The sequence below is a fragment of the Gynuella sp. genome, assembly GCF_050297175.1.
Classification (GTDB): domain Bacteria; phylum Pseudomonadota; class Gammaproteobacteria; order Pseudomonadales; family Natronospirillaceae; genus Gynuella.
This window is the reverse complement of record NZ_JBNKSF010000019.1, coordinates 237,719-262,739: the sequence shown is the minus strand read 5'-3', so window position 1 is coordinate 262,739 and position 25,021 is coordinate 237,719. Positions and strand designations below refer to the sequence as shown.

The window sequence follows — 25,021 nt, the reverse complement described above, 5'->3', positions numbered from 1 at the left end:
CCATTTCCATTTCCATTTCCATTTCCATTTCCATTTCCATTTCCATTTCCATTTCCATTTCCATTTCCATTTCCATTTCCATTTCCATTTCCATTTCCATTTCCATTTTGCGCTAATCGAAAGCCAGTGATCTTCTCCAGCTTTTTTTTGATTATATTTTGTTCTATCTAGGGGGTTGGTAGAGTCTCACAATACTTCAGGTATAGATATTTAATACTTTTGAGATATTTGTTTTCAGTGTTAGATAAATCGTTATTCTAACCCTGCTTCCGGCAAACACAGGAAGTGAATCATTCACTATATAAAAGGAGTTTTTTCATGAAGAAGTCTGTTTGTGCATTTTTGATAGCGGCATCGGTCCCATTTTTTTCTTTTGCTGATGAGTCTGTTGAGCAGACGTTGTCTGCGGAGCCTCAGCAAGTAATGGCTTACGTAAACATCAATCGCGATGATGAGGAAAGAATTGCTGAGTTGATGATTGGTGTTGGGCCAGCAATTGCGGCACGGATAATCGCCTACCGTGATGAAAATGGACCTTTCGCATCTATCGATGATTTGCAAAAGGTTAAAGGCATAGGTGCTAAAACCGTTGAAAAAAACCGATATATGCTGAAGCTTTAGTTCAGTCACTGGTTGTAGCGTGGCAGAAAACCGTCACTACTATAAGGTAGAATGGAATGGGCGGCCGCTCCAAAGGATGGAGCTATTGAATGTTTAGGATGAACGACTAAAAACCGCACAAGGCTTTAGTATTAATTAAAGTCGCTGGAGAGCGGAACTATTCCACGAACACAGGACGTGTTCGTGGAATATTTTTACTTAACTTAAATTTATCTGTTCAATCAAAGACTGTTGTCATGGTTTCAATGCTGAAGTGTGAGTGGTGGTAGCTCTCAACAAAATCATTCTTCAGTCTCTAATCTGTCTAGTTCTCTGTAAATATTTCCTTATCAAAAGCTTTCTCGCAATAGTGACATTTAAGTTGAACTTTGTGGCCCAGTTGTCTGATTCGAAACCTTGATGAGACTGGCTCCACTCGGGTAATGCAGTTGCTGTTGGGGCAGGGGAATACATTGATGAGTTCCGTGGGGAGTGTGACGTTTATTTTCCTGACGACTTTGTAATCATCTATGATGTTGACAGTGGCGTTAGGGGCAAAAAGGGCCAGTTCGTTTGCCTCTGACTCAGTAAATAACCAATCGTCCACTTTAATCAGATCTTTGGTGCCCAGCTCTCCACTCAGGAGATTGAATCCGACAGTCAGTCTGACTTTGTTGTCGAGTAGTTGTAACCGATTAACAATTTTAAGCCCCTGGCCGGCGGGGATATGGTCAATGACAGTGCCACGATTTATAGCCTCCACTTGCATTTTTTCATTCATGACAAAACTCCCGGAATATATTCGTTAAGAACCAGTGCTAGTAGAGCCTGACGGGCGTATACCCCGTTTTTGGCCTGCTCAAAATAATAAGCATGAGGGGTCTTATCGACATCCAAGGTAATTTCATCTACTCGAGGCAGCGGGTGTAATATCTTCATGGTTGGTTTGGCGTTTTCCAGCATGCTGGCATTCAGAATGTAGTGGCTTGCAATGTGTATATATTCGGTGGGATCAAAACGCTCTTTCTGAACCCGGGTCATATAAATGATGTCGGCAACGGGGATGATGTCTTCCAGTGAGTCTGAGTGGCGATACTCAATATTTTTATAGTCGAGTTCTTGTAGGATATAGTCGGGCATAGCCAGGACTGCAGGAGCAACAAAATCAAACGTACAATTAAAATGAGTGAGTGCCTGGGTCAGAGAGTGGACTGTTCGTCCATATTTTAAGTCACCTACAAACGCAACTCTCAGTTGATCAAGTGTGCCTTGGCATTCAAAGATTGTGAATAAGTCAAGAAGTGTTTGTGTTGGATGCTGGTTGGAGCCATCGCCGCCATTAATAACTGGGACATCTGCAATTTCGGCCGCCAGGCGAGCCGCCCCTTCCATGGGGTGTCTCATGACAATGGCATCGGCGTAGCCATTTAACATTCGAATGGAGTCTGACAGAGTTTCCCCTTTTTTTGCCAGGGAAGTGCTGCCGCTGTCTGCAAAGCCTATGACGCTTGCTCCCTGGCGTTGTATTGCAGTTTCAAAACTTAGTCTGGTTCGGGTTGAAGCTTCGAAGAAGCAACTGGCGATAACTTTGTCTGATAAGTATTTCTGGTTAGGGGATTGTTTTATTTGTTGAGCCAGGGAGATGATTGTTTCCAGTTCTGATTGAGACAGATCACTGATGGATACTATGTCTCGGTTAAAAAGGGGGTTCATGTCTGCTCCATTACCGGGATTTGCCAGATTATACGGGATCAACCTGGTAATAGAGAAGATTTTGCTTGGGTGAATTCACAATCTTCTGTTTGCAGGTTGTCACATGGCGGTAAGGAGTTTAGACTCGCGTTCAATCCGTGAACATCCCAATTGCCAGACACTGCAAGCACATGCCCAGCGATGAACTCAGCCATCAGATTTTAACTATCCTTTCAGATCACCCTCAGACCAGTCAAAGGCAATTGGCTCGTGAATTAGGAATCAGTCTGGGTAAAGTAAACTATTGCTTGAATGCGCTCATCGAGAAAGGAATATTAAAGGTTAATAATTTTAAGAACAGCAAGAATAAGGCTGCTTACGTATATGTACTGACTCCAAAAGGTATTGAAGAGAAAGCTAAGGTAACTGCTCGTTTTCTGAAACGAAAAATAGAGGAGTTTGATGCTTTGCAGGCAGAAATTAAAAAATTGAAAAAACAAGTGGAATCAGGTTTGGAGCATAGAGTGTGAAATATCTCCTGACTGGCGTAGCCGGTTTTATCGGGTCGGAAGTTTGTCTGGCGTTATTGCAGCGAGGAGAAGAGGTTGTCGGTATCGACAATCTCAATGATTACTATGATGTCCTGTTGAAAGAAAGCCGGTTGGCCAAGCTGCATGAGTTCTCCAATTTTATTTTTAGAAAAATATCAGTTGAAAATCGTGACGCTATAGCTGAACTGAACGCTGAATATCAGTTCGAATATATCATACACTTGGCCGCCCAGGCCGGGGTACGGTATTCAATTGAAAATCCGGAAGCGTATATTGATTCTAATCTGGTAGGTTTTGGCAATATTCTTGAGTTGGCGCGAAAGCAGTCAGTTCGACATTTAGTATATGCGTCCTCAAGTTCTGTATATGGTGAAAACGGCAAACAACCTTTTTCTGAACAGGATAATGTTGATCACCCTGTATCTCTGTATGCGGCTACTAAGAAAGCTAATGAGGCAATGGCCCATTCATACAGTCATTTATATGATATTCCGGCGACAGGTTTGCGCTTTTTCACTGTCTATGGCCCGTGGGGGCGACCGGATATGGCTCCATTTTTATTTACTGATGCAATATTAGGTAACCGTCCTATCAATGTGTTTAATCATGGAAATATGGCAAGAGATTTTACCTATATAGATGATGTGGTAGATGGGGTCTTGTTAGCTCTAAATGCTATTCCGACAAAACATGGCGGTATGATGGGTAGCTCTCTGAATGATACCACGGCCTGTTTTCAGGTCTTGAATGTGGGCAATTCGCAGCCAGTCAAATTGATGGACTTTATTCAGGCAATAGAGCGTTTCTCCGGCAAGAAGGCAAAAATGAATTTTATGGATATGCAGAAAGGGGATGTTCCATCAACTTATGCTGATATTTCCCAGTTACGTACATTAACCGGCTATTCGCCGAAAACCTCTATTGAGGATGGTGTGCAAGCAACTGTTTCCTGGTATAGAGAATATTACGGACTATAAGGAATAGATATGAAAGTTACAGTATTTGGTATTGGGTATGTTGGACTGGTTCAGGGAGCCGTACTGGCTGAAGTTGGTCATGATGTATGCTGTGTTGACGTCGATCCGACAAAAATAGAGAAGCTCAAAAATGGTGTAATACCGATTTATGAGCCTGGGTTAGAAACTCTCGTTAAAGAAAATTTTGAATCGGGAAGGTTGCGATTTACCACCAGTGCTGAAGAAGGCGTCAGTCATGGTGAAATTCAGTTTATCGCTGTAGGTACTCCTCCTGATGAAGATGGATCTGCCGACTTAAAATATGTTTTGGCTGTTGCGGAAACCATAGCGACCCACATGGACGCGTATAAAGTTGTGGTTGATAAGTCAACAGTACCGGTAGGAACTGCTGATAAGGTCAGTCAAAAGATCACTCAGGTGCTCAAAGAGCGAAATGTAGCATATCCATTCGATGTTATCTCGAACCCTGAATTTCTAAAAGAAGGGTCCGCGGTTAGTGATTGCATGCGCCCAGACCGGATTATTATTGGAACTGACTCTGACCGGGCTGAAGAGGCGATGCGAGAATTGTATGCACCGTTCAATCGAAATCATGAAAAAATACTGGTTATGGATGTTCGCAGTGCAGAATTGACCAAATATGCAGCAAATTGCATGTTGGCAACCAAAATCAGTTTTATGAATGAAATGGCAAATTTGGCTGAAAAGCTTGGGGCCGATATCGAACATGTCCGTCAGGGGATTGGTTCGGATCCGAGGATAGGTTATCACTTTATTTATCCAGGTATCGGTTATGGTGGTTCCTGTTTTCCGAAAGATGTACAGGCACTCATCAAGACTGCTGATAGTATCAAATTTGATGCGACGCTATTAAAAGCTGTCGAGGCCCGGAATTATGCTCAAAAAAATGTTTTGTTCGAAAAGGTACAACATTATTTCAGCGGCGACTTAAAAGGAAAAATATTTGCTGTTTGGGGATTATCCTTTAAACCAAATACCGACGATATGCGTGAAGCTCCCAGCCGTGTTTTGATGGAGTCATTGTGGGAGGCTGGTGCTATCGTTCAAGCTTATGATCCGGAGGCTATGGAAGAAACTCAAAGAATCTATGGTTCAAAAGAGAGTTTGAATTTGGTTGGAACCAAAGAAGCCGCACTCAGGAATGCAGATGCTTTGCTAATTTTGACTGAGTGGCAAGCTTTCAAAGCTCCAGATTTTGAGTTTATTAAGTCACAGCTTAAAACCCCGGTTATATTTGATGGTAGAAATCTTTATGAGCCTTATCGGATGAGCTCAAAGGGCTTTACATATGTATCTATTGGGCGTGCAGACTCTTAAGGCAAGATTTTGAGAAAATCATATATTAAGGAAAATTCATCAGTCTTATCTGTTCTGATGAGAGGTATTGATGCCCTTGTCGTGGTAACAATGGCGAGGTTTGCATATTCGCTGTGGCTTGGAACATGGATTGTACCTAAGCATTACGAGCTAGGTTACACCGTTTCAGTGTTTGCCACTGTATTGGTTTTTAATTATTTTAAACTTTATAGGGTTTGGCGGGGAGGCTCAAAGTTCGAAGAGCTCAAAAGTGTCTTCTACGCATTAATCACCACTTTTGTGGTTCTTGCTATAGCATCAGCAATGACCAAGACCACTGACAGTTACTCGAGGGGGTGGTTTATCATATGGTGGGGATTGAGCTTTGTGGTAATCGGTGGTTATCGATTTGCTATACGATTGATGCTGAACATATTGAGAAGAAAGGGGTATAACCAGCGGTCTATCGTTATCATCGGGAGTGGAGCTATTGTTGATCGTCTGGTATCTAGTATAGAAGAAAACCGATGGATAGGCCTTCAGCTAAGAGGTGTTTTAGGGGACGATCTCGGGTCGTTTGATCGTGCTAGAATACTTGGTGGGTATGAAGATGTAGTAAGTTATCTGGAAGCAAATCCTGTTGATCAGGTCTGGATAGCCATTCCCTTAAATCAAATGGATAGAATAAAAGATATCTTATCGGATTTGTCACTATTCTCAACGGTAGTCAAGTATGTTCCTGATGTTTTTGATTTCAATCTGCTTAATCACTCAGTGACTACTATTGCCAATATTCCCGTCATTAACTTAACAGACTCACCGAATGAAGGTATCAATGCCTTCGTAAAACGATGTGAAGATGTTGTTTTATCTTCAGTTATCTTGATGCTGGTAAGTCCTTTGATGTTACTTCTGACTATAGGGGTTAAACTCAGTTCAAGGGGGCCGGTATTTTATAAGCAGGAACGAGTAGGTTGGAACGGAACAACGTTTAATATGCTTAAGTTTCGATCAATGCCGGTTGATATTGAGAAAGACGGTGTGATGTGGGGAAATGCCAAAGATAAAACAACCACCAAATTTGGTGCCTTTATTCGGAAAACCAGTCTTGATGAATTGCCACAGTTTATAAATGTTTTAAAAGGTGACATGTCGATTGTGGGGCCGCGCCCTGAGAGGACTATTTTTGTTGATCAATTTAAAAAAGAAATACCACGGTATATGCAAAAGCATGTAATGAAAGCGGGCATTACAGGATGGGCGCAGGTTAACGGCTGGCGCGGTGATACTGATTTGAGTAAGCGCATAGAGTGCGACCTTTTTTATATTGAAAACTGGTCGGTATGGTTGGATATTAAGATTGTAGTACTTACAGTATTTAGTATCTTTCGAAGTAAACAGGTGATGTAGAAGACTATTGAACAATGAATTTTTTTATTAAAAAAGATATGTCGGATATTTTTCACCAAAATGTTATCCTGCATAACAAAATCTATTTTTCATCGGTAAAAAAGATAATAGTGCTGTTATTCATTTCTTCTTTTTTTCTTGGGGTCAGGATTTATGAAAATATAGTTATAGGTGATATATGCCTGGTTTTGTCTGTGGTGGGAGGTTTTTTTTATACAAAAAAAATTGCCTATAAAGAGGTTTTTTGTTTTTTCTTGGTCCTTATTACCTTTCTATTCTCTGGTCTATATATAAATTCCCTGAGTTATTTTGTAATAGATTTGATTCAGTTTTCGTTATATAGCTTTGCTGGATTTATTTTTGCTGGACTTTATATAAGAGGGTGGAAAGATAATATTGACCAAATGCTGGTGAGATATACACTGGTTGTTTCCATTTTAGCATGTATGCAATATATAATCCTGCGTGTATCCGGTAGCAATATTTTTTCATTTGTTTCCAGTACTGCGGGCATTAGTTCATGGGTGGAAAACTACGCAAGGGCTACAGGTACGTTGCAGCATTTTAATCAACTTGCCATCGTTCTTCTTCCTGGGTTATTTATTTCATTGTGCAAGCAAAAGTGGCATATATATGGGGTTATTGTCTTGGCTCTGTTAGCCAGTGGATCTCGTGTTGGTATTGTATCTGTGTTTTTATTAACGATGTTAGCACCTTTTGTTAATAGAAAGCTCCTCTCGTTTTGGAAGTTGTCCCTGGCATTAATGTTGGTTTTATTATTTTTGGTTTCCAATCCTGATTTTGTTGCTAAGAGACTATCCTTGATTTCTTCTGGAAGTATAGATGATTCGCTTGGTACTCGCCTGAGTTATATAAAGTTTGGCATTGATTTACTCCAAAGTAGAGCCTATAGCGGCATTGGACTTGGACAGTTAAGGCCTCTATATGGATTGGATAATCTTGAGAGTTCTCTTATGTTGTTTTGCCTTGAATTGGGTTTTTTATTGATTCCTTTACTAGTTATAACTGTATTTACATTTTTTGAAAATATGTTATCAAGAAAAGACCCTCAAAACTTGGTGATTTTTTTTGTTGTTACAATTGCATCCTCAATGCAACCTTTTCTGCACATGTCTAATGTGGCACCTATGTTCTGGTTTTATCTGTTTCTACTTTACTCTCTTAAGATAAGAAATAGTGCTTTTCTTCCTAAGGGTTCTGAACGAAGGGTATGTAAGTAAATGAAGGTTGCGATAGTTCACGAGTGGTTTTCCGAATATGCGGGATCGGAAAAAGTAACTGAGCAAATTATTGAGTTGTTTCCTGACGCGGATTTGTATGCTCTGGTCGATGTTTTGAAGCCTGAAACTCGGGCGTTTTTAAAGCATAAACACGTAACTACTTCGTTTATTCAGAAGCTTCCATTTTCAACTAGAAAGTTCCGTAATTATTTCCCACTTATGCCTTTTGCAATTGAGCAGTTAGATTTGTCTGGTTATGATTTAATCATAAGTTCAAGCCATGCTTTTGCCAAAGGTGTAATAACCGGTCCAGACCAGTTACATATATGTTACTGTCATTCGCCAATCAGATATGCTTGGGATTTTCAGAACCAGTATTTAAGAGATGCTGGTTTAAATACAGGAATAAGAGGGCTTATTTTGCGGTGGTTCTTGCACAAGATTAGAATTTGGGACGTAAGGACCGCAAACGGTGTAGATCTATTTATAGCCAATTCCAGTTATATTCGTAGAAGAATTAGAAAAGTTTATGGCCGCTCTAGTAAAGTTATTCATCCTGGTGTTTCGATAGAAAAATTTTCTGTTGGTGTAGAAAAAGAAGATTATTTCCTGACTGCATCAAGGTTGGTTCCATACAAGCGTGTTGACATAATCGTAGAAGCATTTGTTCGAATGCCAGAGAAAAAATTAAAAGTTATAGGTGATGGACCAGGAATGTCAAATATAAAGCATATGGCACGTAAATCGCCAAATATCGAAATATTGGGATATCAGGATTTCTCCACCTTAAGACATAACATGCAGCGGGCAAAAGCGTTTATTTTTGCTGCAGAAGAAGACTTCGGAATTATTCCTGTTGAGGCGCAAGCATGTGGAACTCCAGTGCTGGCATATGGAAAAGGAGGAGTAAAAGATTCTGTTATTGATGGAGTTACTGGGTTGTTTTTTGAGAACCAGACTGCACAGTCTATCTGTGACGTGGTTTCTGAGTTTGATGATGGTTCCAGGGCTTTTGACTCGAATACCATAAGGTCTCATGCGAAGCTTTTTTCTAATGAACGGTTTAGAGAAGAATTTATGCATGCTGTATATGAGATTATGTCTGAAAAAGAAGGCCTGTTATGAAGCCTGATATCATTATGTTCTCTACGGCGGACTGGGATAATCCTTTTTGGACAAATAAACAGCATGTAGCCATTACTTTGGCAAAGTCGGGTTATAAAGTGTTGTATATTGAAAGCATAGGATTGCGACCTCCTTCTACATCCGCAACGGATATAAAAAGAATCATTTTTCGGATTAAAAAATTTTTTCTCTCTCCCAAGCGAATTACTTCTAATTTATGGGTTCTTTCTCCTTTAGTTATACCTTTGCAAAGATATCGGATTATCAGAATTCTCAATAAATGGTTGTTGCAAATGTCGATTCGGCGATGCCAAAACAAGTTAGGTCTAAGCAATGATTGGTTATGGACCTATAATCCTATGACGATTAAATTTCTTGACATTCCTAAATATCAAAAGGTCATTTATCATTGTGTTGATGATATTTCAAGTCAGCCAGGAATGCCTACGAATATTATTTTGCAATCTGAAGAAGAATTAGTAAGAAAAAGTGATGTTATTTTTTGTACTGCCAGATTTTTGCAAGAAAAACATCTGAAAATAAATACTAATACATATTATTTTGGGAATGTTGCTGATTATGAACATTTTAGAGAGGCAAGAAACATAACACTTAAGCTTCCAAAGGATATGGCAAGTATTCTGGAAAAGGGGCCTGTAATTGGTTTTGTTGGTGCAATTAGTTCATATAAAGTGGATTTAAAACTTGTTCGATACATTGCCCAGGAAAGACCTGACTGGCAAGTAGTTTTGATTGGCAAGGTTGGTGAAGGAGAGCCCGGTGAAAAAGCTGAAGATGTTGTGGGGTTTTCAAATATTCATTTGTTAGGACCGCGGCCATATGAGCAACTACCTGCATATCTTAAAGGGTTTAATGTTGCTATCTTGCCTGCACAGCTGAATGAGTATACTCGTAGTATGTTTCCTATGAAGTTCAATGAGTATCTAATGGCAGGGAAAGATGTTGTAGCAGTGGAAATAGATAGTTTAAAAGAGTTAACGGCCTTTTATTTTCAGGCAAAAGATTATGCAGACTTTATTTTACAGATTGAACATGTACTGGATGGTAACACTCGCCTTAATACTGAAGAAATCGAAAATTATTTATTGGACAACACATACGCTTCAAGAAACAAGAAAATGTTGAATTTGATATCAAAGTAGGCTGCAGTTGTATTAATTATATTTTCCGAATATATCTTATGCGTTTAATGAAAATTATGTATTACGTCATTTTTTATGGCTGCCTTGGAGAAAGTATGGGTTTGTTTTATATTCTGAGAGGGATTGTCCGCTGTCTAAATATTTCTAAACAAGCTCTTTTTTCGATAGTTTTCGTTATTGCTCGGAGGGGCAGATAATTATATTTTTTTTGTATGATCTGGAACTTTTAAATTGTAAAATGCCTCTTTGAAAAAATTTTAATATAATGCATTATAGGTCGATGATACTGTTTCAGAGTTATATGATGACTTGTAATATTGGACCTAATTGCCATGGTTTAACATATAATTAAATCAAATAACGGCTATAACGGCATTGTATTATCTTTATCTTGAGCCTGGAGTGAATGATATGACTGCATATATCATAGTTTTTTCTTCTTTCTCATCCTACTCTATTATTATTTTCAAAGTTATCAAAAAGCAAATAAATGAATCTCTCGGATGTGAATACTATGCTCCTAAATTTTATTGAATTAAGTAAAAGGTAAATTCTCATGAATGTAGCGTGCATATATAGGCATCAAGTTGGAAAGACCAGCGAGTCGTTTATTTATACGCCATTGAGATATTTTAATAATTTCAATCCGATAGTTGTGGGTACAGAGTATTTAAACGAATATGTTGATAATTACCTTCATTATGTACCAGAGAGATTTTCCGCATTCGACAAGTTTTTTCATAGGTTGAGCTATAAAAACGAAGCTGTAGATAAGTGGTTTTTAAAAAATAAACCCAATATTATTCACGCTCATTTCGCAATTGATGGTCTTTATGCTGCTTACTATGCAAAAAAACATGATATTCCCTTGGTCGTAACATTACATGGTTTTGATGTTACCCGTACGAGGCGAAGGATGTTGTTGTCTCGAAACCTAAGCTGGATAAAATATTTTTTTCATCAATCAGAACTTATAGATACGTGTTCGAAATTTATATGTGTTAGTGATTTTATTTATCGGATGGCACTTCAAGCTGGCTTCCCGGAAGATAAATTGGTTACCCACTATATTGGGGTTGATACAAGCTTATTTGCAGCTACACCCAGAGAGAGAACATTTGAGCAGCCTTTTACTCTTTTCCATCTGGCAAGACTTACAGAGAAAAAAGGCACCATTTATCTTTTGAGAGCACTACATAAACTAAATAACCCTAAGATCAATCTGATTATTGGTGGTGATGGTCCTTTATCGAATAAGTTAAAAAGGGAGACTGATGCCATGGGTCTTTCTCGGTCTGTTAAATTTTTAGGCCAAATAACTTATCAAGAGGTGCAAAATATTATGAGTCAGTCTGATGCTTTATGTGTCCCTAGTATTTCTGCAAATGACGGTGATTCTGAGGGCTTAGGGATGGTGTTTTTGGAAGCCGCGATATCTGGCCTGCCTGTTGTTGCCACTAACCATGGAGGCATTCCTGAGGCCGTTATAAACGATGAAACGGGATACTTGGTACCTGAGAAAGATGTTGATATTTTGGCAGAAAAAATAAACTCCCTATATGTAGACCCAGAAACCTATAGAAGGCTGTCTCTCAATGCTGTAGAGCATGTAAAACAAAAATTTGATGTATTAAAGAATACAGAGAAACTCGAGCAGATTTATCAAAACATTATAGCGGGACGGCAATGAGATATTTAGTAGTTAGTCGTTCAATCCCATTACACCAGACGGGGGGAATGGAATATTTTGCTCAAGATACTGCGAGATTTTTGGTCGAACTAGGGCACCAGGTTGTTATGCTTACAACAGAATTTCCAGACAATAAATCAGAGGAATATCATAGAAAGATAAACTTTGAGCTTGTCGGATTAAAGGGGTGTCGTGGAGGCAAATACAGTATGCGCTGGTGGCAAAAGTCCTTAGAGTATTTCAAAATCCGCCAGGAAGACTTTGACTGTGTTATTAGTGTTTCGACGAGTGCGCTGTCAATTGCTCAGTATGCCGAAAGGACGATTCCTGTTATTATGCAAAGCCATGGAACGTCCAGAGCGGAGATAAAAGCTAAATTTAATAGTCACTCATTGATGGCTTATTTTAAATCAGTGAAGAATGTCTATCACCTTTTCTTGGATGTTTTCCGTTATAAGCATTTTGATGCATTTATAGCTGTGGGTGATGTTGTTTTTAGTGATCTACAAAAATGGCCTTTAAATATTTCTCCAACGAAGTGCTTCCTCGTGAGGAATGGAGTGCACAGAGTTATTTTAGATTCGTATGATGGAATAGAAAAAAATAATGTAGCTAAAGTTTGTTGGATTAGTCGATTGCATCGGCAAAAAGGAGTGCACTTGGCGATAGAAGCCTTTAAAGATCCTGGGCTAGAGTCAATAGAATTACACATTGCAGGTGGTGGGCCTGATATTATTTGGCTAAAGAAGAAGGCTTACGGTTATAAAAATATTATATTTCACGGCAATATTTCTAGAGAAAGTGTATATGGCTTTTTAAACCGCGCAAATGTTTTCTTGTTTACTACTACTAGAATTGAAGGATATCCATTGAATATATTGGAGGCTCTGGCATCGGGACTTCCTGTTGTTGTATCGGAGCATCTTGTTAAATATTTGCCTGAAATTGATGGAATTTATAGTGTTAACGCAAATGATACCAGGGACATCGCTCTTAAGATTAAGATGGCATTGTCAGGAACACAGCCTGTACTGCCGGAAGAATATTATGTAGATAATGTTTTAAAGAAATATGATCAAATATGTAAAAAATTATGTCGAAAAAGAAAACTATAGTTAATGCCGCTCGCCAAATTGATTCTCACGGGGGAATTAGTAGTGTCGCGTTGAATTTAACAAGACAATTTAAGGATAATGGATATGATGTAGTTGACTTTACTTTGACTAATACGGGGCTAAAACCGAGAAAATTTAAATCTAGGTTTTTTCAAAAGTTATGGCTATTCTTCGAGATTATATGGGCGACAACAGTTGGAAGTATTGTGCTTTTTTTAAAGTACCCCCAAAAAGATTGTATCATAATAAGCCATAATGATTTTTTATGTGGGCAGATATATATTAATCATGGACTCCATAAGGGTATGGTGAAACAACGAGGGGGGTTGTTTGTTGCATGTGTTCGTAATCCTATGCATCTTTTCATATATGTCAGAGAGGAAGTTAGGCACAGACTCGGTATTCATTCTAGTGTTGTTTGCTTTTCCGAACAGCAAAAGAAAGAATTGCTGTATTATTATCCAGGAATTTGTTCAGATATATATATAATCCCCAATGGGGTGGACTTAGATCGTTTTTCAGACAATTCTCTTTTGCCCGATGATTTTAGTTCATTAAGCATTCCTAACGAAGAACGAAAAATTCTGTTTGTGGGGCATGAGTTTAAGCGTAAGGGGTTGCGATGGGCCATTGAAAGCTTAGGTTTTTTGTCTCCAGAATGGAACCTTATCGTAATCGGAGGAGACCAGGATCAATGGAGAGAGGTCTCTGTTAATCTGAGTTCAGCACAACTGTTGAACAGAGTGTTTTTTTTGGGCAAACGATATGATGTTGAAAAATTCTACCGGCTTGCAGATTGTTTTGTACTACCTGCTGATTTTGAACCATGGGGACTGGTTGCGATTGAAGCTATTGCGAGCGGTACCCCGGTGGTGATGACTAATACAGGGAGCTCTTCAGATTTTATTATGGAAAATGTTAATGGCTTTTTTTGCTCGCAAGATCCAATAGATATTGCAAATAAAATACGAAGGACCACATTATTAGAAAGCAAAATCATAAAAGATAGTGTTATTAAATACTCTTGGTCAAGCGTTATTAAAAAGTATCTATTTCTGATAGATAAATATCATGTTTAAAGCCTTTATGTACCTGTTTACTGGTAACTTTTTAAGTAAGCTACTAGGCTTGGTTAGAGAGTTTCTATTAGCTTGGGCTTTCGGAGTCACAAGTACCGCGGCAGCTTTACGTATTGCACAAGCTGGCGTATTTATTCCCATTAATTTTCTGACACAAGATTTGCTATCAGCGGGCTGTTTACCTGTTTTTAATAAGTATAGAAAAGTGTCAGATCAACTGGCGCTAAGCTACTTCATAAGCTTATTTTTTTTCGTTATGTTAATCGGTGTTTTCTTGGTTATAACCATCTATCCTATCGCGGAGATATGGGTGCGTTTGTTAGCGTCGGGATTTAGTAATGAAACTATGCTCATAAGTGTCCGCTTGCTTAAAGTATTTATTGTTTCCATACCATTTATTATCGGAACAAGTGCTTTGGGATATTTAGCAATGGCTTTTGGTAGCTATTTAATACAGTCAGTGCGTCCTTCATTTATTAATTTAGGAATTATTTCTGGTGTATTAATTTCTTATATTGAAAAAGATATATATTACTTGGCTATCACATTTACAATTAGTCAGGTTTGCCTTTTTTGTCTATGTGTTCTGTATATTTTTTCGCGAAACTGGTTTCTTATCCGGTTTCCAACCTATAAGCAATTGTTGGTTTTTGCAGCTAGGTTGTGGAAGACGATGAAACCTTTGGTTTTGCTTCCCATATTCTTGCAAGGATACATTATAATAGAAAGAAATGTTGCCTCACAGTTTAATGAGTCTACCGTTGCTGCACTTGATATTGCCAGGTTTGTAAGTGATACGAGTATGGCATTAATTGCAGTTCCATTGGGCTTTTTAGTATTAGCCAACATTAGTTCAAGTGATAAAACTCGTAGTGAGTATATTCTTGATAAGCTTCACATGGTTATATTATTTTTGTTATTGCCTTTTTCGTCATTAATTGTTGTTAAAGCTGATTTTCTTGTATCTTTATTATTCGAGTACGGTGTATTTGATGCAAATGGGACATACTTGACCTCTTCCATTTTACAAATATATGGCGTGTCAATATTTATACATGCATTAAATTATCAACTTTTAAAATTAAATAATGCTTTTCGCCAAAATAGAGCCTTTTCTTTTTCTACTTCACTAGGACTTTTTTTTGGGGCTATTTTCTTGCTGGGAGTCAATACATCAATTGGACTGTCTGTATTTGGTTGGGCATATTTGATTAATGGGGTAACTGTTTATTTTTTACTGATATATCAGTTTAAATATTTTTTCGTCGGTATTGTAGTATTCATTTTTTCACTTGCTATTTTGTATCTTTCGTCTGTTTTAAGTGGTTTTTTGCCTTCTCAAACTCTTTTGAATAACCTGGTGTCGAGTTTTGCGGTATTGCTGTTTTCGTCTGTCTTTAGTGGGTTGCTATTATTTTTGGGTAGGTATAGAAGTATTTTTTTGAGCTTCTATAAAACCCAAGTACATGGTAAATGGAAGTGAAAACATAATAGATAATATGTATACTCCATTCCACATTACAATATAAGATTCTGTACAGTTTGCAATGATGTAGAATGTTATAAAAAAAAACGAGTAGTATCCGATAGGTATATTATGTATTTTAATGCTAATTATGGTTATTAAAATAAAATACAGTGATAAAAATAGGAGACCGATTATCCCGTACGCAATCATAATTTCTATGAAAGAGTTATGAAGGTGACCATATTGTTCTTTTATACGATCAGGTAACGTGTTGGATGTTTTTATTACATCTGCACGAGCCCATAACCCCCACCCAATCCAGGGTTTCTGAGCTATCCAGTCTTTAGCCTCTATCCAGCTGTGTATTCTTATGCCTAGACTTGAGTATGGGATCTCGGCATAGTTTCCTTTTAGAAAAAGAATGATTGTTTTGTTTTCGGCAAATAGCCTTGCTCGCAAATGATAAGAGTTATTGAATATCGTAAACGTGGTGATTGAGAGTAGAGCAAAAGCAACAATTGCGATTAACTTTGGCTTTGTTTGTTTTCCCAAAAAGAGTTTTATAATTAATGTAATTATCGCAGCTAAAAAAAGAGCGACCCACGTTGCTCTAGTTTGCAGTATAATTACTCCCAACATACCTATAATCGACATGCTGACGGAACATGCTAGTAAGAAATATTTTTTGAATTTAAGCAGATAAATCGAGAAAAAAATGAACGGTAATACAAGAACGGAGAAGTAGATGCTTTCATGCTGATGATTTCTTAACTCCAGCTGAGGAACCTGGCCATTTTTTAATATGCTGGAAATGTTGTATAACTCCGGAGTCATTAGGATAGCTAGCAGCAGGCCTAAAAAAAACACAACAACTAATTTCAGCCAATTCTCTAACTTACCACCCAGCCACCAGGCAACTGGTACAAACATAAAAAGCTTAAGCAGTTTATCCAAATCCATATATTTAACGGCTGTATATGGATCTCGAATATAGTTGATCCCAAAAAATAAAATCGGCATTATTATTGACGTTGCCACTAGTAGCGCTGTCATTCCAGGTTTTATGTGTTTTCTTTGTTGGTAAAGAGCAATCAGGAATGTGATCACCATAATTGCTTCTGGAAATCGATTTACGGATATTGGTGTGAGCAGTTTTACAAATATAGACGTTAATGCTGAGAGTATGCCAATAGCTGTTAAATATGTTCCTCCTCGGTAATATTCTGAAGGGAAGTATTGGTCAATGATATTCTGCAATTTGTTCTGAAAATGGGTCATTGTATTTTATTAGCTACTACTGCTGGTGTGAAAGAGTCTTGAATATTGTGCGGTAATTAAATACTTGGAAATCATTATGGCATCTTCAAATACTTGGTATCCTGATATATATCTGGTATCTGAAAATTAGCTGTGAGACTGCAGATCACTGAGGGTGGTGTGCTGATCATTGCATAGGGCCTTAATGATAATCCATTAACTGTTCAGTCTGAATACCGTAAAGAGCACAAATTTTCAACCATTGTTCCAGGTTTCCATCTTGCCTGACGTTATGTTTCTGTAATGAGTCCTTTTGGGATCTTACTATAACAAGTGGTTTTGGAGGAGGGCTTGTGCTTCTTCTGTATGTAATTCCATTTCTGATGCTCATGGCTTTGAACCATAGGTCGTCGGCTCTTGGCGCAACTTGCTCATATTTCTCCCGATTTAATATTTCATCATCAAAAATGTTGGCTGGATAAAGGACTCCTCCAAAACCAATAGCTATGGTGCGAGGGCTGGAGAGTCCTGGTTTTTGCCAAGGCCAATTTTTATATGGAGCCCATTGGTCGTCTTTGTCCCAGCTTATCTCGCGGGCCTCATGAGCGATAATATCTCTGGGGTAGTCTTTGTGGTCCTGCCATAAGCGTTGCAGCCAAGTCTTATGGTACATTTGGTCATCATCACATGTAATGATGGTTTTTTCAGGGTAGATACGCAGACTTTCGACGAGTTTTCTATGAGCGCTGTTTTGGTCAGAAAAACGAATTTCAAACCGATCGCCAGTGAGTTTTTTTAGGCTGCTGGGTATTTTGGTTTTAAGTTTGTCATTGAGCCACAAGACAACTTTCTCAGGCTTCAAGGTTTGAGCCAGTAAACTGCGGATCGTGAGGTGAACAATGCCAAGCCTGGATTCAATTGATGTTAGGCTAACAATACACTCGGCAGCAGTATCTGCAGTCACTAGATGAAGGTTTTTGGGGGATAGTAATTGAAGTTGGAGCGCTCTAAATAAAGAGGGAGGAATTTCTTTGGGTTTCATCTGTAAGGTTGGTCATGAACATGTGAGTGTGGAAGGATCCCGATTTGTACCAGAAAGATCAATAGATGTATTGCATAGTGAGTCGATAATTGATCTAAAGTGTTCAGGCTTTTTAATTCCAAAAGCCTTTTATTCTAAATTTTCTCCGTATTCTAAACCCACTGTTATAAAATGTTGGTCTAATCGATAACCAATAGTTATTGATATTAAAAAAACCATAATAAATGGTGCAATTTTTTGAGTTTTTTCTATAATTTATCCGCTTGCATTCACTATGCTGATACTCACACTTTGAACCCTAAAAGGCAGAAATCATGTTTGAATCCATTTCGTTGGCACCAGCCGACCCCATTCTTGGTCTTACAGATGCATATAAGAAAGACTCACGGGAAAATAAAATTAATCTTGGGGTCGGTGTATTTAAGGATGAACAGGGTAATACGCCTATTTTGAATTCGGTCAAAGAAGCTGAGAAGTTAATGTTGGAGACGGAGAAAACCAAAGGATATCTCAGTATTTCTGGAATTGAAGAATATGGTCAGCATGTACAGCAGTTGCTGTTTGGGGATTCTGAGATTGTTTCCTCTGGGCGCGCTGTGACTGCTCAGGCACCAGGTGGTACTGGTGCTTTGAGGGTAGGGGCTGACTTTCTGGTGAAACAGGGCGGAGCCCGTAAGGTCTGGATCAGTAATCCAACCTGGGCAAATCACAATGCTGTTTTTACAGCTGCTGGCTTTGAAGTTGCCCAATATCGTTATTATAACAGCGAAACCCGCTCGCTGGATTTCGACGGTATGCTTGAAGACTTGCAGCAAGTCGCTGCAGGCGATGTTGTGTTGCTTCACGGCTGCTGTCATAACCCTACTGGGGTTGATCCGACTATAGAGCAGTGGCATCAACTTGCCGCAGTCGCGATGCGGAAAGGATGGTTGCCATACTTTGATTTTGCATATCAAGGATTTGCTCAAGGTGTGGATGAGGATGCCGGTGGGTTGAGGGCATTTGCTGAGAAGGTCGATGAACTCATTGTTTCCAGTTCCTTTTCCAAGAACTTTGGTTTGTATAACGAGCGAGTAGGTGCGATAACGCTAGTTGCGAAAGATGCACAGGCAGCCACAAATGCCTTCTCTCAAATTAAAGTCATTGTTCGGTCAAACTACTCAAATCCACCTGCGCATGGAGCCTTAGTTGTAACTGCAGTACTCAGTAACCCGACATTGAAAGCACAATGGATTGATGAAGTTGCCATGATGCGTAACCGTATCAGGGAGATGCGCGAATTGTTTGTGGCAAAGTTGGCTGAGAGGGGGGTTCAGCAGGATTTTAGCTTTATTAATCAGCAAAATGGTATGTTCTCATTTTCGGGTCTTTCAAAAGAGCAGGTAGAACTGCTTAAAAAAGACTTTGGAATCTACATGGTTGGTTCTGGGCGCATTAATGTTGCAGGTATGACCAAAGGTAATCTTGATTATTTGTGTGAATCTATTGCGTCTGTACTGTAAATAAAAGGGCGGTTAACAACCGCCTTTTCCTCAAATCAAAGCCTGTCGTCTGTTTTCATGTTACCAACTCTAATTAGGCAATGTTGTTCTTTGTGATTTGACCATGCAGTTTGATTTTCTCAACATTATCTGGGGTGTTGATCAATCGTTATTTCATTGAGAGGGTTGAATAAAAACTGTATATTTATCCAAATTTTTTGATCCATGGAGCAGCCTCATGTCAGAACGAAAGTTCGTCGTACATTCCAAGTATGAGCCGAGCGGAGATCAACCTCAGGCTATCAGGCAGCTGGTGGCGGGAATAGATTCCGGTCTTAAAGCTCAGACGTTACTTGGTGTGACCGGATCTGGTAAGACATTTACCATGGCGAAAGTGGTTGAGGCTGTCCAGCGACCTACAATTGTACTTGCTCACAATAAAACTTTGGCTGCTCAGCTATATGGTGAGTTCAAAGACTTCTTTCCCAACAATGCAGTTGAGTATTTCGTATCTTATTATGATTACTATCAACCTGAAGCATATGTTCCCTCTTCCGACACCTTTATAGATAAAGACGCATCCATTAATGATCATATTGAGCAGATGCGTTTGTCGGCTACAAAAGCACTGTTGGATAGGGAAGACGTTCTGATTGTTGCAACAGTATCGGCTATATATGGGTTAGGGGACCCGGAGTCTTATTCCAAAATGCGGTTGCATGTTTCTCGTGGTGAAATTATTGACCAGCGAAATATACTCCGAGGGCTTGCAGAGCTTCAATACAAGCGAAACGATGCTGATTTTCAGCGGGGTACATATCGGGTAAAAGGAGATGTTATTGACATCTTTCCGGCTGAGTCTGAGTTTGAAGCTTTGAGAATTCAGCTGTTTGACGAAGAAGTTGAGGAGCTATCGCTTTTCGATCCATTGACTGGCCAGATTATCGCGAAAGTTCCGAGATATACTGTTTACCCAAAGACGCTTTATGTAACCCCCCGGGATACGGTGCTTGGTGCCATAGACACTATAGAAGCCGAGCTGAAGGGCCGTTTAGAGCAGTTGCGTAGTGGTAATAAGCTGGTAGAGGCGCAGAGACTAGAGCAAAGAACCAGATATGATATCGAAATGCTCCGGGAGTTGGGCTATTGCCAGGGAATTGAGAACTACTCAAGGCACCTTACAGGTATGGCACCGGGCTTGCCACCGCCAACATTGTATGACTATCTGCCAGCAAATGCGCTTATGTTTATTGATGAGTCCCATGTAACGATTCCTCAGGTTGGTGGAATGTACAAAGGTGACCGTTCTCGAAAAGAAACTCTGGTGGAGTATGGTTTTCGGTTGCCTTCTGCACTCGATAACCGACCCTTGAAGTTTGAGGAATGGGAAGCTCGTTCTCCGCAGGCCGTATATGTGTCTGCCACTCCCGGGCCTTATGAGAAAGATCATGGTCAAGCCGTGGTGGAACAAGTGGTTCGGCCGACTGGTCTTGTTGATCCGATTGTTGAAATCAGGCCGCAATCTACTCAGGTTGATGATTTGTTGCATGAGGCACGGGAACGGGTTCAGAAGGGTGAGAGAGTTCTGGTGACCACCTTGACGAAACGGATGGCAGAAGATCTGACGGATTACATGGCGGAAAATGGTATCAAAGTTCGCTATCTACATTCTGATATAGATACTGTTGAGAGGGTTGAAATCATCCGTGACCTTCGGTTGGGTGCGTTTGACGTATTGGTTGGTATTAATCTCTTGCGTGAAGGGTTAGACATTCCTGAGGTATCGTTGGTTGCAATTCTGGATGCAGACAAAGAGGGTTTCTTGCGCTCGGATCGTAGTCTTATTCAGACTATTGGCCGGGCTGCGCGAAATGAACACGGACGGGCCATTTTATATGCGGACAGAATAACGGATTCCATGAGACGTGCGCTTGATGAAACAGAGCGGAGAAGGGAAAAGCAGTTGCAGCATAATGCCCAGCATGGCATCACGCCGAGAGGCGTTAAGAAATCTGTGATCGATATTATGGAAGGTGCTGTTATTCCAGGTAAGGGCTCATCTAAAGGACAGGCTAGTGGACGAAACCGCTCTGATCTGAAGAAAGTTGCAGAACGAGAGGCTCAGTATCTGGCCGAAGAAATTTTGTCGACAGATGATATTGTGAAACGCATTCGGGGCTTGGAGGATCAGATGCATCAGGCGGCGAAATCGTTAGAATTTGAGAAAGCTGCGGAATTGCGAGATGAAATGGTTCGGTTAAAAGGAAAATTAGTGCAGTGAATGTAGTATACCTTTCTATTGTGTCTGTACAATGTTACCAGTTTTGAAATTAACCACAGGAGTGAAAAAACGGATGATATTACCTGTTATTATGGCTGGAGGCTCCGGTACCCGCCTTTGGCCGTTGTCTCGGCAACTGTTTCCCAAGCAATTTAATAACCTTGTTGGTGAATATACGATGCTTCAGGAAACTGCAATGAGGTTATCCGGGCTGGATGTTGAAAAACCGTTGACAATCTGTAATGAAGAGCACCGTTTTATTGTTGCGGAACAGTTAAGGAATATAGATCGTCTTGGTCAGATTATTCTGGAGCCAGAGGGTCGTAATACGGCACCTGCAATTGCATTAGCGGCGTTAGCGGCTGTTAGTCGCGATAAAGATTCGGTGTTGCTGGTTCTTGCTGCTGATCATGTTATCAAGGATGTTCCGGCTTTTCATGCCGCTGTAAACAGTGCTGCGGCACTGGCGGTAACAGGGGATCTGATTACGTTCGGTATTGTTCCTACTGAAGCGCATACTGGTTACGGTTATATCCGGCAAGGGCAGTCTAAGGCGGATGGTTTTGCAGTTAAGCAGTTTGTCGAAAAGCCAAATGCACAGACGGCCGAAGAGTACGTTAATAGCGGAGAATATCTTTGGAATAGCGGTATGTTCATGTTTAAAGCCGCTCAGTATCTTGATGAACTAAAAGTTTATCGCCCCGATATATTCCAAGCCTGTACTGAGGCTGTTCAGCATACGAGTGCGGATCTTGATTTTGTTCGGGTTGATGCAGACGCCTTTAAAAAATGCCCTGATGAGTCTGTTGACTATGCGGTAATGGAAAATACTGAAAGAGCCGTGGTGATTCCGATGGACGCCGGTTGGAGTGATGTCGGTAGTTGGTCATCGCTATGGGAAATTAATGAAAAAGATGATGCAGGTAATGTTTTTCATGGGGATGTGTTAAATCTGGGTAGTCAGAACTGTCTGGTTCAGGGTGAGGATAGACTGGTTGCGACGCTTGGGCTTGATGACATTGTTATTGTTGATACTAAAGATGCACTTTTGGTCGCAGCAAAGGATCGTGTTCAGGAAGTGAAAGAGGTGGTGGCCAAAATTAAAGCAGAGGGCCGTTCTCACTATCATTCTCATCGCGAAGTTTATCGTCCTTGGGGTCAATATGATTCCATTGATTCCGGAGCGCGTTATCAGGTGAAGCGTATTACGGTAAAACCTGGTTGTAAGCTAAGTGTGCAAATGCATCATCATCGGGCTGAACACTGGATTGTGGTCTCTGGTACTGCCAAGGTGACGAATGGTGATAAAACATTTTTGGTGACTGAGAACCAGTCAACATACATACCTGTTGGGGAAGTGCATGCGTTGGAAAACCCCGGCTCTATTCCTCTAGAGTTGATTGAGGTTCAGTCCGGATCATATTTGGGCGAAGATGATATTGTTCGATTTGAAGATCGTTACGGTCGAACCTAATTTGTGCATGTTTAAATAGGCCCGCAAAGAGTGGGCCTAATAATATCTGTGGGTATGTAAGCTTCTGAATTCAAAAGCTTTTTTAAGAAAAAGCTTGCATCCGAATAAAAAGTCATTATTATTCGTCCCCGCTGTAGGCTCATAGCTCAGTTGGTTAGAGCACCACCTTGACATGGTGGGGGTCGCTGGTTCGAGTCCAGTTGAGCCTACCAATATCCTCGTGTATTGGTCTTCTACATAATATTTACTTGCCTAGCTGAATATATTTCTCTTCTTTGTCCCTAGTTGAAATGCCATGCTTGTCGCCAATATCAACCAGCTGATTATTTCGTACAGCATGGTGATATAAGCGCCGCTGGTTCGCAAATCATACCACAGCGGTTGTATCATCATTTGCAAGATGGAAAATATCATCCCTAATCCAAATACTACGATGAACCGTTGTCCTCTGTGGAGAGTGTGAACTTTTGCTGTCACGAGCAATAGACAGGTAAGTAGGCACAGAACCAAGTAACCAGTAAAAACAATTAGAAGCCGTTCGAGTTGATTTATCATGCCCGCCTGCTGATTCACGATCAGCAGTGCTTTCAATGTGTCATTTTCTAACCAGTAACGACCAGTCTGGTAGGGCTCCAGTATTGTCTGAAGGTTTTTGGATTCGATAATTGGAGAAATAAAATGCTCTGGGCTAAATGCAAGGTTCCAGAACAGAGCTGACCAGAGAAACAATAGGGTAGAGCTTGAAAGTGTTGCAATAACAACTTGAGAGGTCTTCATATCAGCTACAACGTCTTGTGATTTGTAAATGAGTGACCATAATGCCGTTCGGTTTGCTATTTGAAAAGAGGTGGTCAGATTGACTGAAAACGAACCAACTACACATGACTTGGATATTGCAGTGTTGAATAGAGAGGCCGCGAAGATTTCATGGCGAGAGCTGCAGGTATTTTTTGCGTCCGGTAAAACTATTTACGTCAGTCCTGATTTAGACTTGCTGGAAGTGGCTGTTGCTCTAAAACGAGATGATGCAGATAAGGTCCGTCACTGGCAGTCAGAGGGCATGGTTGGAGTGGTAACAGATGAGCAGGCTCTTGAGTGGTATCAGGCCGATAGTCTGCTGTGGTCGGTGGTTATAAAACCCTTCGTGTTGGTTCAGGACAAAGTTTGAGTTTTGACGAGTAGGTTGCTGTTCTGGAACTGAACTATGGGTTAGTGAGTGCCAGGTAGTTTATTTATACCGTTATCTTGAGGGGTCTAAGAAATATTCCAATGGGGTGGCAGAATATACCGGAATCGTTTGTGAGCTGTTATGAGATGAGGGCTCATAATGGCTGGTTTTAAGGAAAGGGGGGGGTTAAACCCTACCACCGGTATTTGACATCATGGCTGGATCTATTCCAAGTTTCTTTAGTGCTTGGTTATATTTATTGTCGGTGGGGGTCTTAAAAAGAATCTGTAGATCTGCTTCCACGGTAAGCCATCCATTTTCTTGTAATTCGTGCTCCAATTGTCCAGGGCCCCACCCGGCATAGCCCATGCAAAGTAAGAATTGTTGATTATCAATGTGCATGATCGTATTAAGTGTATCTATCGATGTGGTGATGGCCACTTTGTTGGAGCCTGATATTTGACTATTATTTTCTTCAGTCTCGAATAAGACGAATCCTTGCTCGGTAGAGACAGGTCCTCCATACAGCACGGGGCGGTCTTGCCAGTCTTCCGGAACAGTAATGTCCAGTTGTTCCACAACTTCTGAGATTTTGGTAGCGACCGGTTTATTGACAATCAGTCCAAAAGCGCCATTGCTATCGTGCTCCAGGATGTAAACCACAGAACGGGCAAAGTAGGGGTCTTGCATGTCTGGCATCGCTAAGAGGAAGTAGTGGCTTAGGTTGAGCTGTGTCATTGTGGTCCTCTAGCGGGTTATTAAATTTCTACATATGGTACGAGTACTGCATTAAAAAATTATCTCAAAATGCTCATTTGTGATCTATAAGCTGCGCTTTTTCAATGATTTTTGTCTTGTCTTTACTGCTTTATGAATAAAAATCAATAGCC

Annotated in this window: 22 protein-coding genes and 1 tRNA gene; 17 read left to right on the top strand and 6 right to left on the bottom strand. The window is 40.1% G+C overall.

The features are described from left to right. Window positions 1-318: 318 nt before the first annotated feature. Window positions 319-621 carry a ComEA family DNA-binding protein gene (locus ACQY6I_RS08340; RefSeq protein WP_428241013.1) on the top strand — a complete coding sequence of 101 codons (303 nt, stop codon included), beginning with the start codon at window positions 319-321 and terminating at the stop codon, window positions 619-621. Window positions 622-925: 304 nt separating this feature from the next. Here the strand turns inward: ACQY6I_RS08340 and pyrI are convergent, their stop codons facing one another. Together pyrI and pyrB are read right to left on the bottom strand one after the other, a co-directional pair. Then, a complete protein-coding gene (gene pyrI / locus ACQY6I_RS08335; protein WP_428241012.1) occupies window positions 926-1,381 on the bottom strand; it encodes an aspartate carbamoyltransferase regulatory subunit in 456 nt (151 codons plus the stop codon). Further along, window positions 1,378-2,313, bottom strand: a complete 936-nt coding sequence (pyrB, locus tag ACQY6I_RS08330; protein WP_428241011.1) for an aspartate carbamoyltransferase — start codon at window positions 2,311-2,313, stop codon at window positions 1,378-1,380. Before pyrB ends, pyrI begins: the two co-directional genes overlap by 4 nt. A gap of 170 nt (window positions 2,314-2,483) precedes the next feature. On the opposite strand from pyrB, the gene ACQY6I_RS08325 reads away from it, so the two are divergent. From ACQY6I_RS08325 to ACQY6I_RS08275, 11 genes are all read left to right on the top strand, one after another. Next, the gene (locus ACQY6I_RS08325; RefSeq protein ID WP_428241010.1) at window positions 2,484-2,822 is read left to right on the top strand and encodes a MarR family EPS-associated transcriptional regulator; all 339 of its coding nucleotides are present in this window, start codon (window positions 2,484-2,486) and stop codon (window positions 2,820-2,822) included. After that, entirely contained in the window at window positions 2,819-3,820 is a 1,002-nt protein-coding gene (locus tag ACQY6I_RS08320; RefSeq protein WP_428241009.1) for an NAD-dependent epimerase, read from the top strand. Before ACQY6I_RS08325 ends, ACQY6I_RS08320 begins: the two co-directional genes overlap by 4 nt. 9 nt (window positions 3,821-3,829) lie before the next feature. Beyond that, the gene (locus ACQY6I_RS08315; protein ID WP_428241008.1) at window positions 3,830-5,158 is read left to right on the top strand and encodes a UDP-glucose dehydrogenase family protein; all 1,329 of its coding nucleotides are present in this window, start codon (window positions 3,830-3,832) and stop codon (window positions 5,156-5,158) included. A gap of 9 nt (window positions 5,159-5,167) precedes the next feature. After that, complete coding sequence (locus ACQY6I_RS08310; protein WP_428241007.1) at window positions 5,168-6,547, top strand: undecaprenyl-phosphate glucose phosphotransferase; 1,380 nt, start codon at window positions 5,168-5,170, stop codon at window positions 6,545-6,547. Between the two features lie 14 nt (window positions 6,548-6,561). Beyond that, window positions 6,562-7,788, top strand: coding sequence for a hypothetical protein (locus ACQY6I_RS08305; protein WP_428241006.1), 1,227 nt, complete (start codon window positions 6,562-6,564; stop codon window positions 7,786-7,788). Then, on the top strand, window positions 7,789-8,913 hold the full coding sequence (locus ACQY6I_RS08300; RefSeq protein WP_428241005.1) for a glycosyltransferase family 4 protein: 1,125 nt from the start codon (window positions 7,789-7,791) through the stop codon (window positions 8,911-8,913). Further along, window positions 8,910-10,076 (top strand): glycosyltransferase, encoded by a 1,167-nt coding sequence (locus tag ACQY6I_RS08295; RefSeq protein ID WP_428241004.1) that lies wholly within the window; start codon window positions 8,910-8,912, stop codon window positions 10,074-10,076. The genes ACQY6I_RS08300 and ACQY6I_RS08295 overlap by 4 nt, the downstream gene beginning before the upstream one ends. Window positions 10,077-10,632: 556 nt before the next feature. Further along, window positions 10,633-11,766 carry a glycosyltransferase gene (locus ACQY6I_RS08290; RefSeq protein ID WP_428241003.1) on the top strand — a complete coding sequence of 378 codons (1,134 nt, stop codon included), beginning with the start codon at window positions 10,633-10,635 and terminating at the stop codon, window positions 11,764-11,766. Next, window positions 11,763-12,881 (top strand): glycosyltransferase family 4 protein, encoded by a 1,119-nt coding sequence (locus ACQY6I_RS08285; protein ID WP_428241002.1) that lies wholly within the window; start codon window positions 11,763-11,765, stop codon window positions 12,879-12,881. The genes ACQY6I_RS08290 and ACQY6I_RS08285 overlap by 4 nt, the downstream gene beginning before the upstream one ends. Continuing rightward, window positions 12,860-13,960: a glycosyltransferase family 4 protein gene (locus ACQY6I_RS08280; RefSeq protein WP_428241001.1), complete on the top strand. Its 1,101-nt coding sequence runs from the start codon at window positions 12,860-12,862 to the stop codon at window positions 13,958-13,960. The genes ACQY6I_RS08285 and ACQY6I_RS08280 overlap by 22 nt, the downstream gene beginning before the upstream one ends. Beyond that, window positions 13,953-15,443 carry a lipid II flippase MurJ gene (locus tag ACQY6I_RS08275; RefSeq protein ID WP_428241000.1) on the top strand — a complete coding sequence of 497 codons (1,491 nt, stop codon included), beginning with the start codon at window positions 13,953-13,955 and terminating at the stop codon, window positions 15,441-15,443. The genes ACQY6I_RS08280 and ACQY6I_RS08275 overlap by 8 nt, the downstream gene beginning before the upstream one ends. Here the strand turns inward: ACQY6I_RS08275 and ACQY6I_RS08270 are convergent. Together ACQY6I_RS08270 and ACQY6I_RS08265 are read right to left on the bottom strand one after the other, a co-directional pair. After that, on the bottom strand, window positions 15,372-16,706 hold the full coding sequence (locus ACQY6I_RS08270; protein ID WP_428240999.1) for an O-antigen ligase family protein: 1,335 nt from the start codon (window positions 16,704-16,706) through the stop codon (window positions 15,372-15,374). The genes ACQY6I_RS08275 and ACQY6I_RS08270 overlap by 72 nt on opposite strands. A 181-nt stretch (window positions 16,707-16,887) precedes the next feature. Then, the gene (locus ACQY6I_RS08265; protein WP_428240998.1) at window positions 16,888-17,727 is read right to left on the bottom strand and encodes a glycosyltransferase; all 840 of its coding nucleotides are present in this window, start codon (window positions 17,725-17,727) and stop codon (window positions 16,888-16,890) included. Window positions 17,728-18,041: 314 nt separating this feature from the next. On the opposite strand from ACQY6I_RS08265, the gene ACQY6I_RS08260 reads away from it, so the two are divergent. The 4 genes from ACQY6I_RS08260 (at window position 18,042) to ACQY6I_RS08245 (ending at window position 23,175) form a co-directional block, all read left to right on the top strand. Then, the gene (locus tag ACQY6I_RS08260; protein ID WP_428240997.1) at window positions 18,042-19,229 is read left to right on the top strand and encodes an amino acid aminotransferase; all 1,188 of its coding nucleotides are present in this window, start codon (window positions 18,042-18,044) and stop codon (window positions 19,227-19,229) included. Window positions 19,230-19,446: 217 nt separating this feature from the next. Next, complete coding sequence (gene uvrB, locus ACQY6I_RS08255; protein ID WP_428240996.1) at window positions 19,447-21,489, top strand: excinuclease ABC subunit UvrB; 2,043 nt, start codon at window positions 19,447-19,449, stop codon at window positions 21,487-21,489. A 73-nt stretch (window positions 21,490-21,562) separates the two neighbouring features. Further along, on the top strand, window positions 21,563-22,963 hold the full coding sequence (locus tag ACQY6I_RS08250; RefSeq protein ID WP_428240995.1) for a mannose-1-phosphate guanylyltransferase/mannose-6-phosphate isomerase: 1,401 nt from the start codon (window positions 21,563-21,565) through the stop codon (window positions 22,961-22,963). 135 nt (window positions 22,964-23,098) lie between these two features. After that, a tRNA-Val gene (locus ACQY6I_RS08245) sits at window positions 23,099-23,175 on the top strand. A 40-nt stretch (window positions 23,176-23,215) separates the two neighbouring features. On the opposite strand, the gene ACQY6I_RS08240 is transcribed toward ACQY6I_RS08245, so the two are convergent. Next, complete coding sequence (locus ACQY6I_RS08240) at window positions 23,216-23,740, bottom strand: hypothetical protein (protein WP_428240994.1); 525 nt, start codon at window positions 23,738-23,740, stop codon at window positions 23,216-23,218. 79 nt (window positions 23,741-23,819) lie between these two features. On the opposite strand from ACQY6I_RS08240, the gene ACQY6I_RS08235 reads away from it, so the two are divergent. Then, window positions 23,820-24,131 (top strand): DUF2288 domain-containing protein, encoded by a 312-nt coding sequence (locus ACQY6I_RS08235; protein ID WP_428240993.1) that lies wholly within the window; start codon window positions 23,820-23,822, stop codon window positions 24,129-24,131. 186 nt (window positions 24,132-24,317) lie between these two features. Here the strand turns inward: ACQY6I_RS08235 and ACQY6I_RS08230 are convergent, their stop codons facing one another. Next, window positions 24,318-24,869 carry a YqgE/AlgH family protein gene (locus ACQY6I_RS08230; RefSeq protein ID WP_428240992.1) on the bottom strand — a complete coding sequence of 184 codons (552 nt, stop codon included), beginning with the start codon at window positions 24,867-24,869 and terminating at the stop codon, window positions 24,318-24,320. Window positions 24,870-25,021 lie beyond the last annotated feature (152 nt).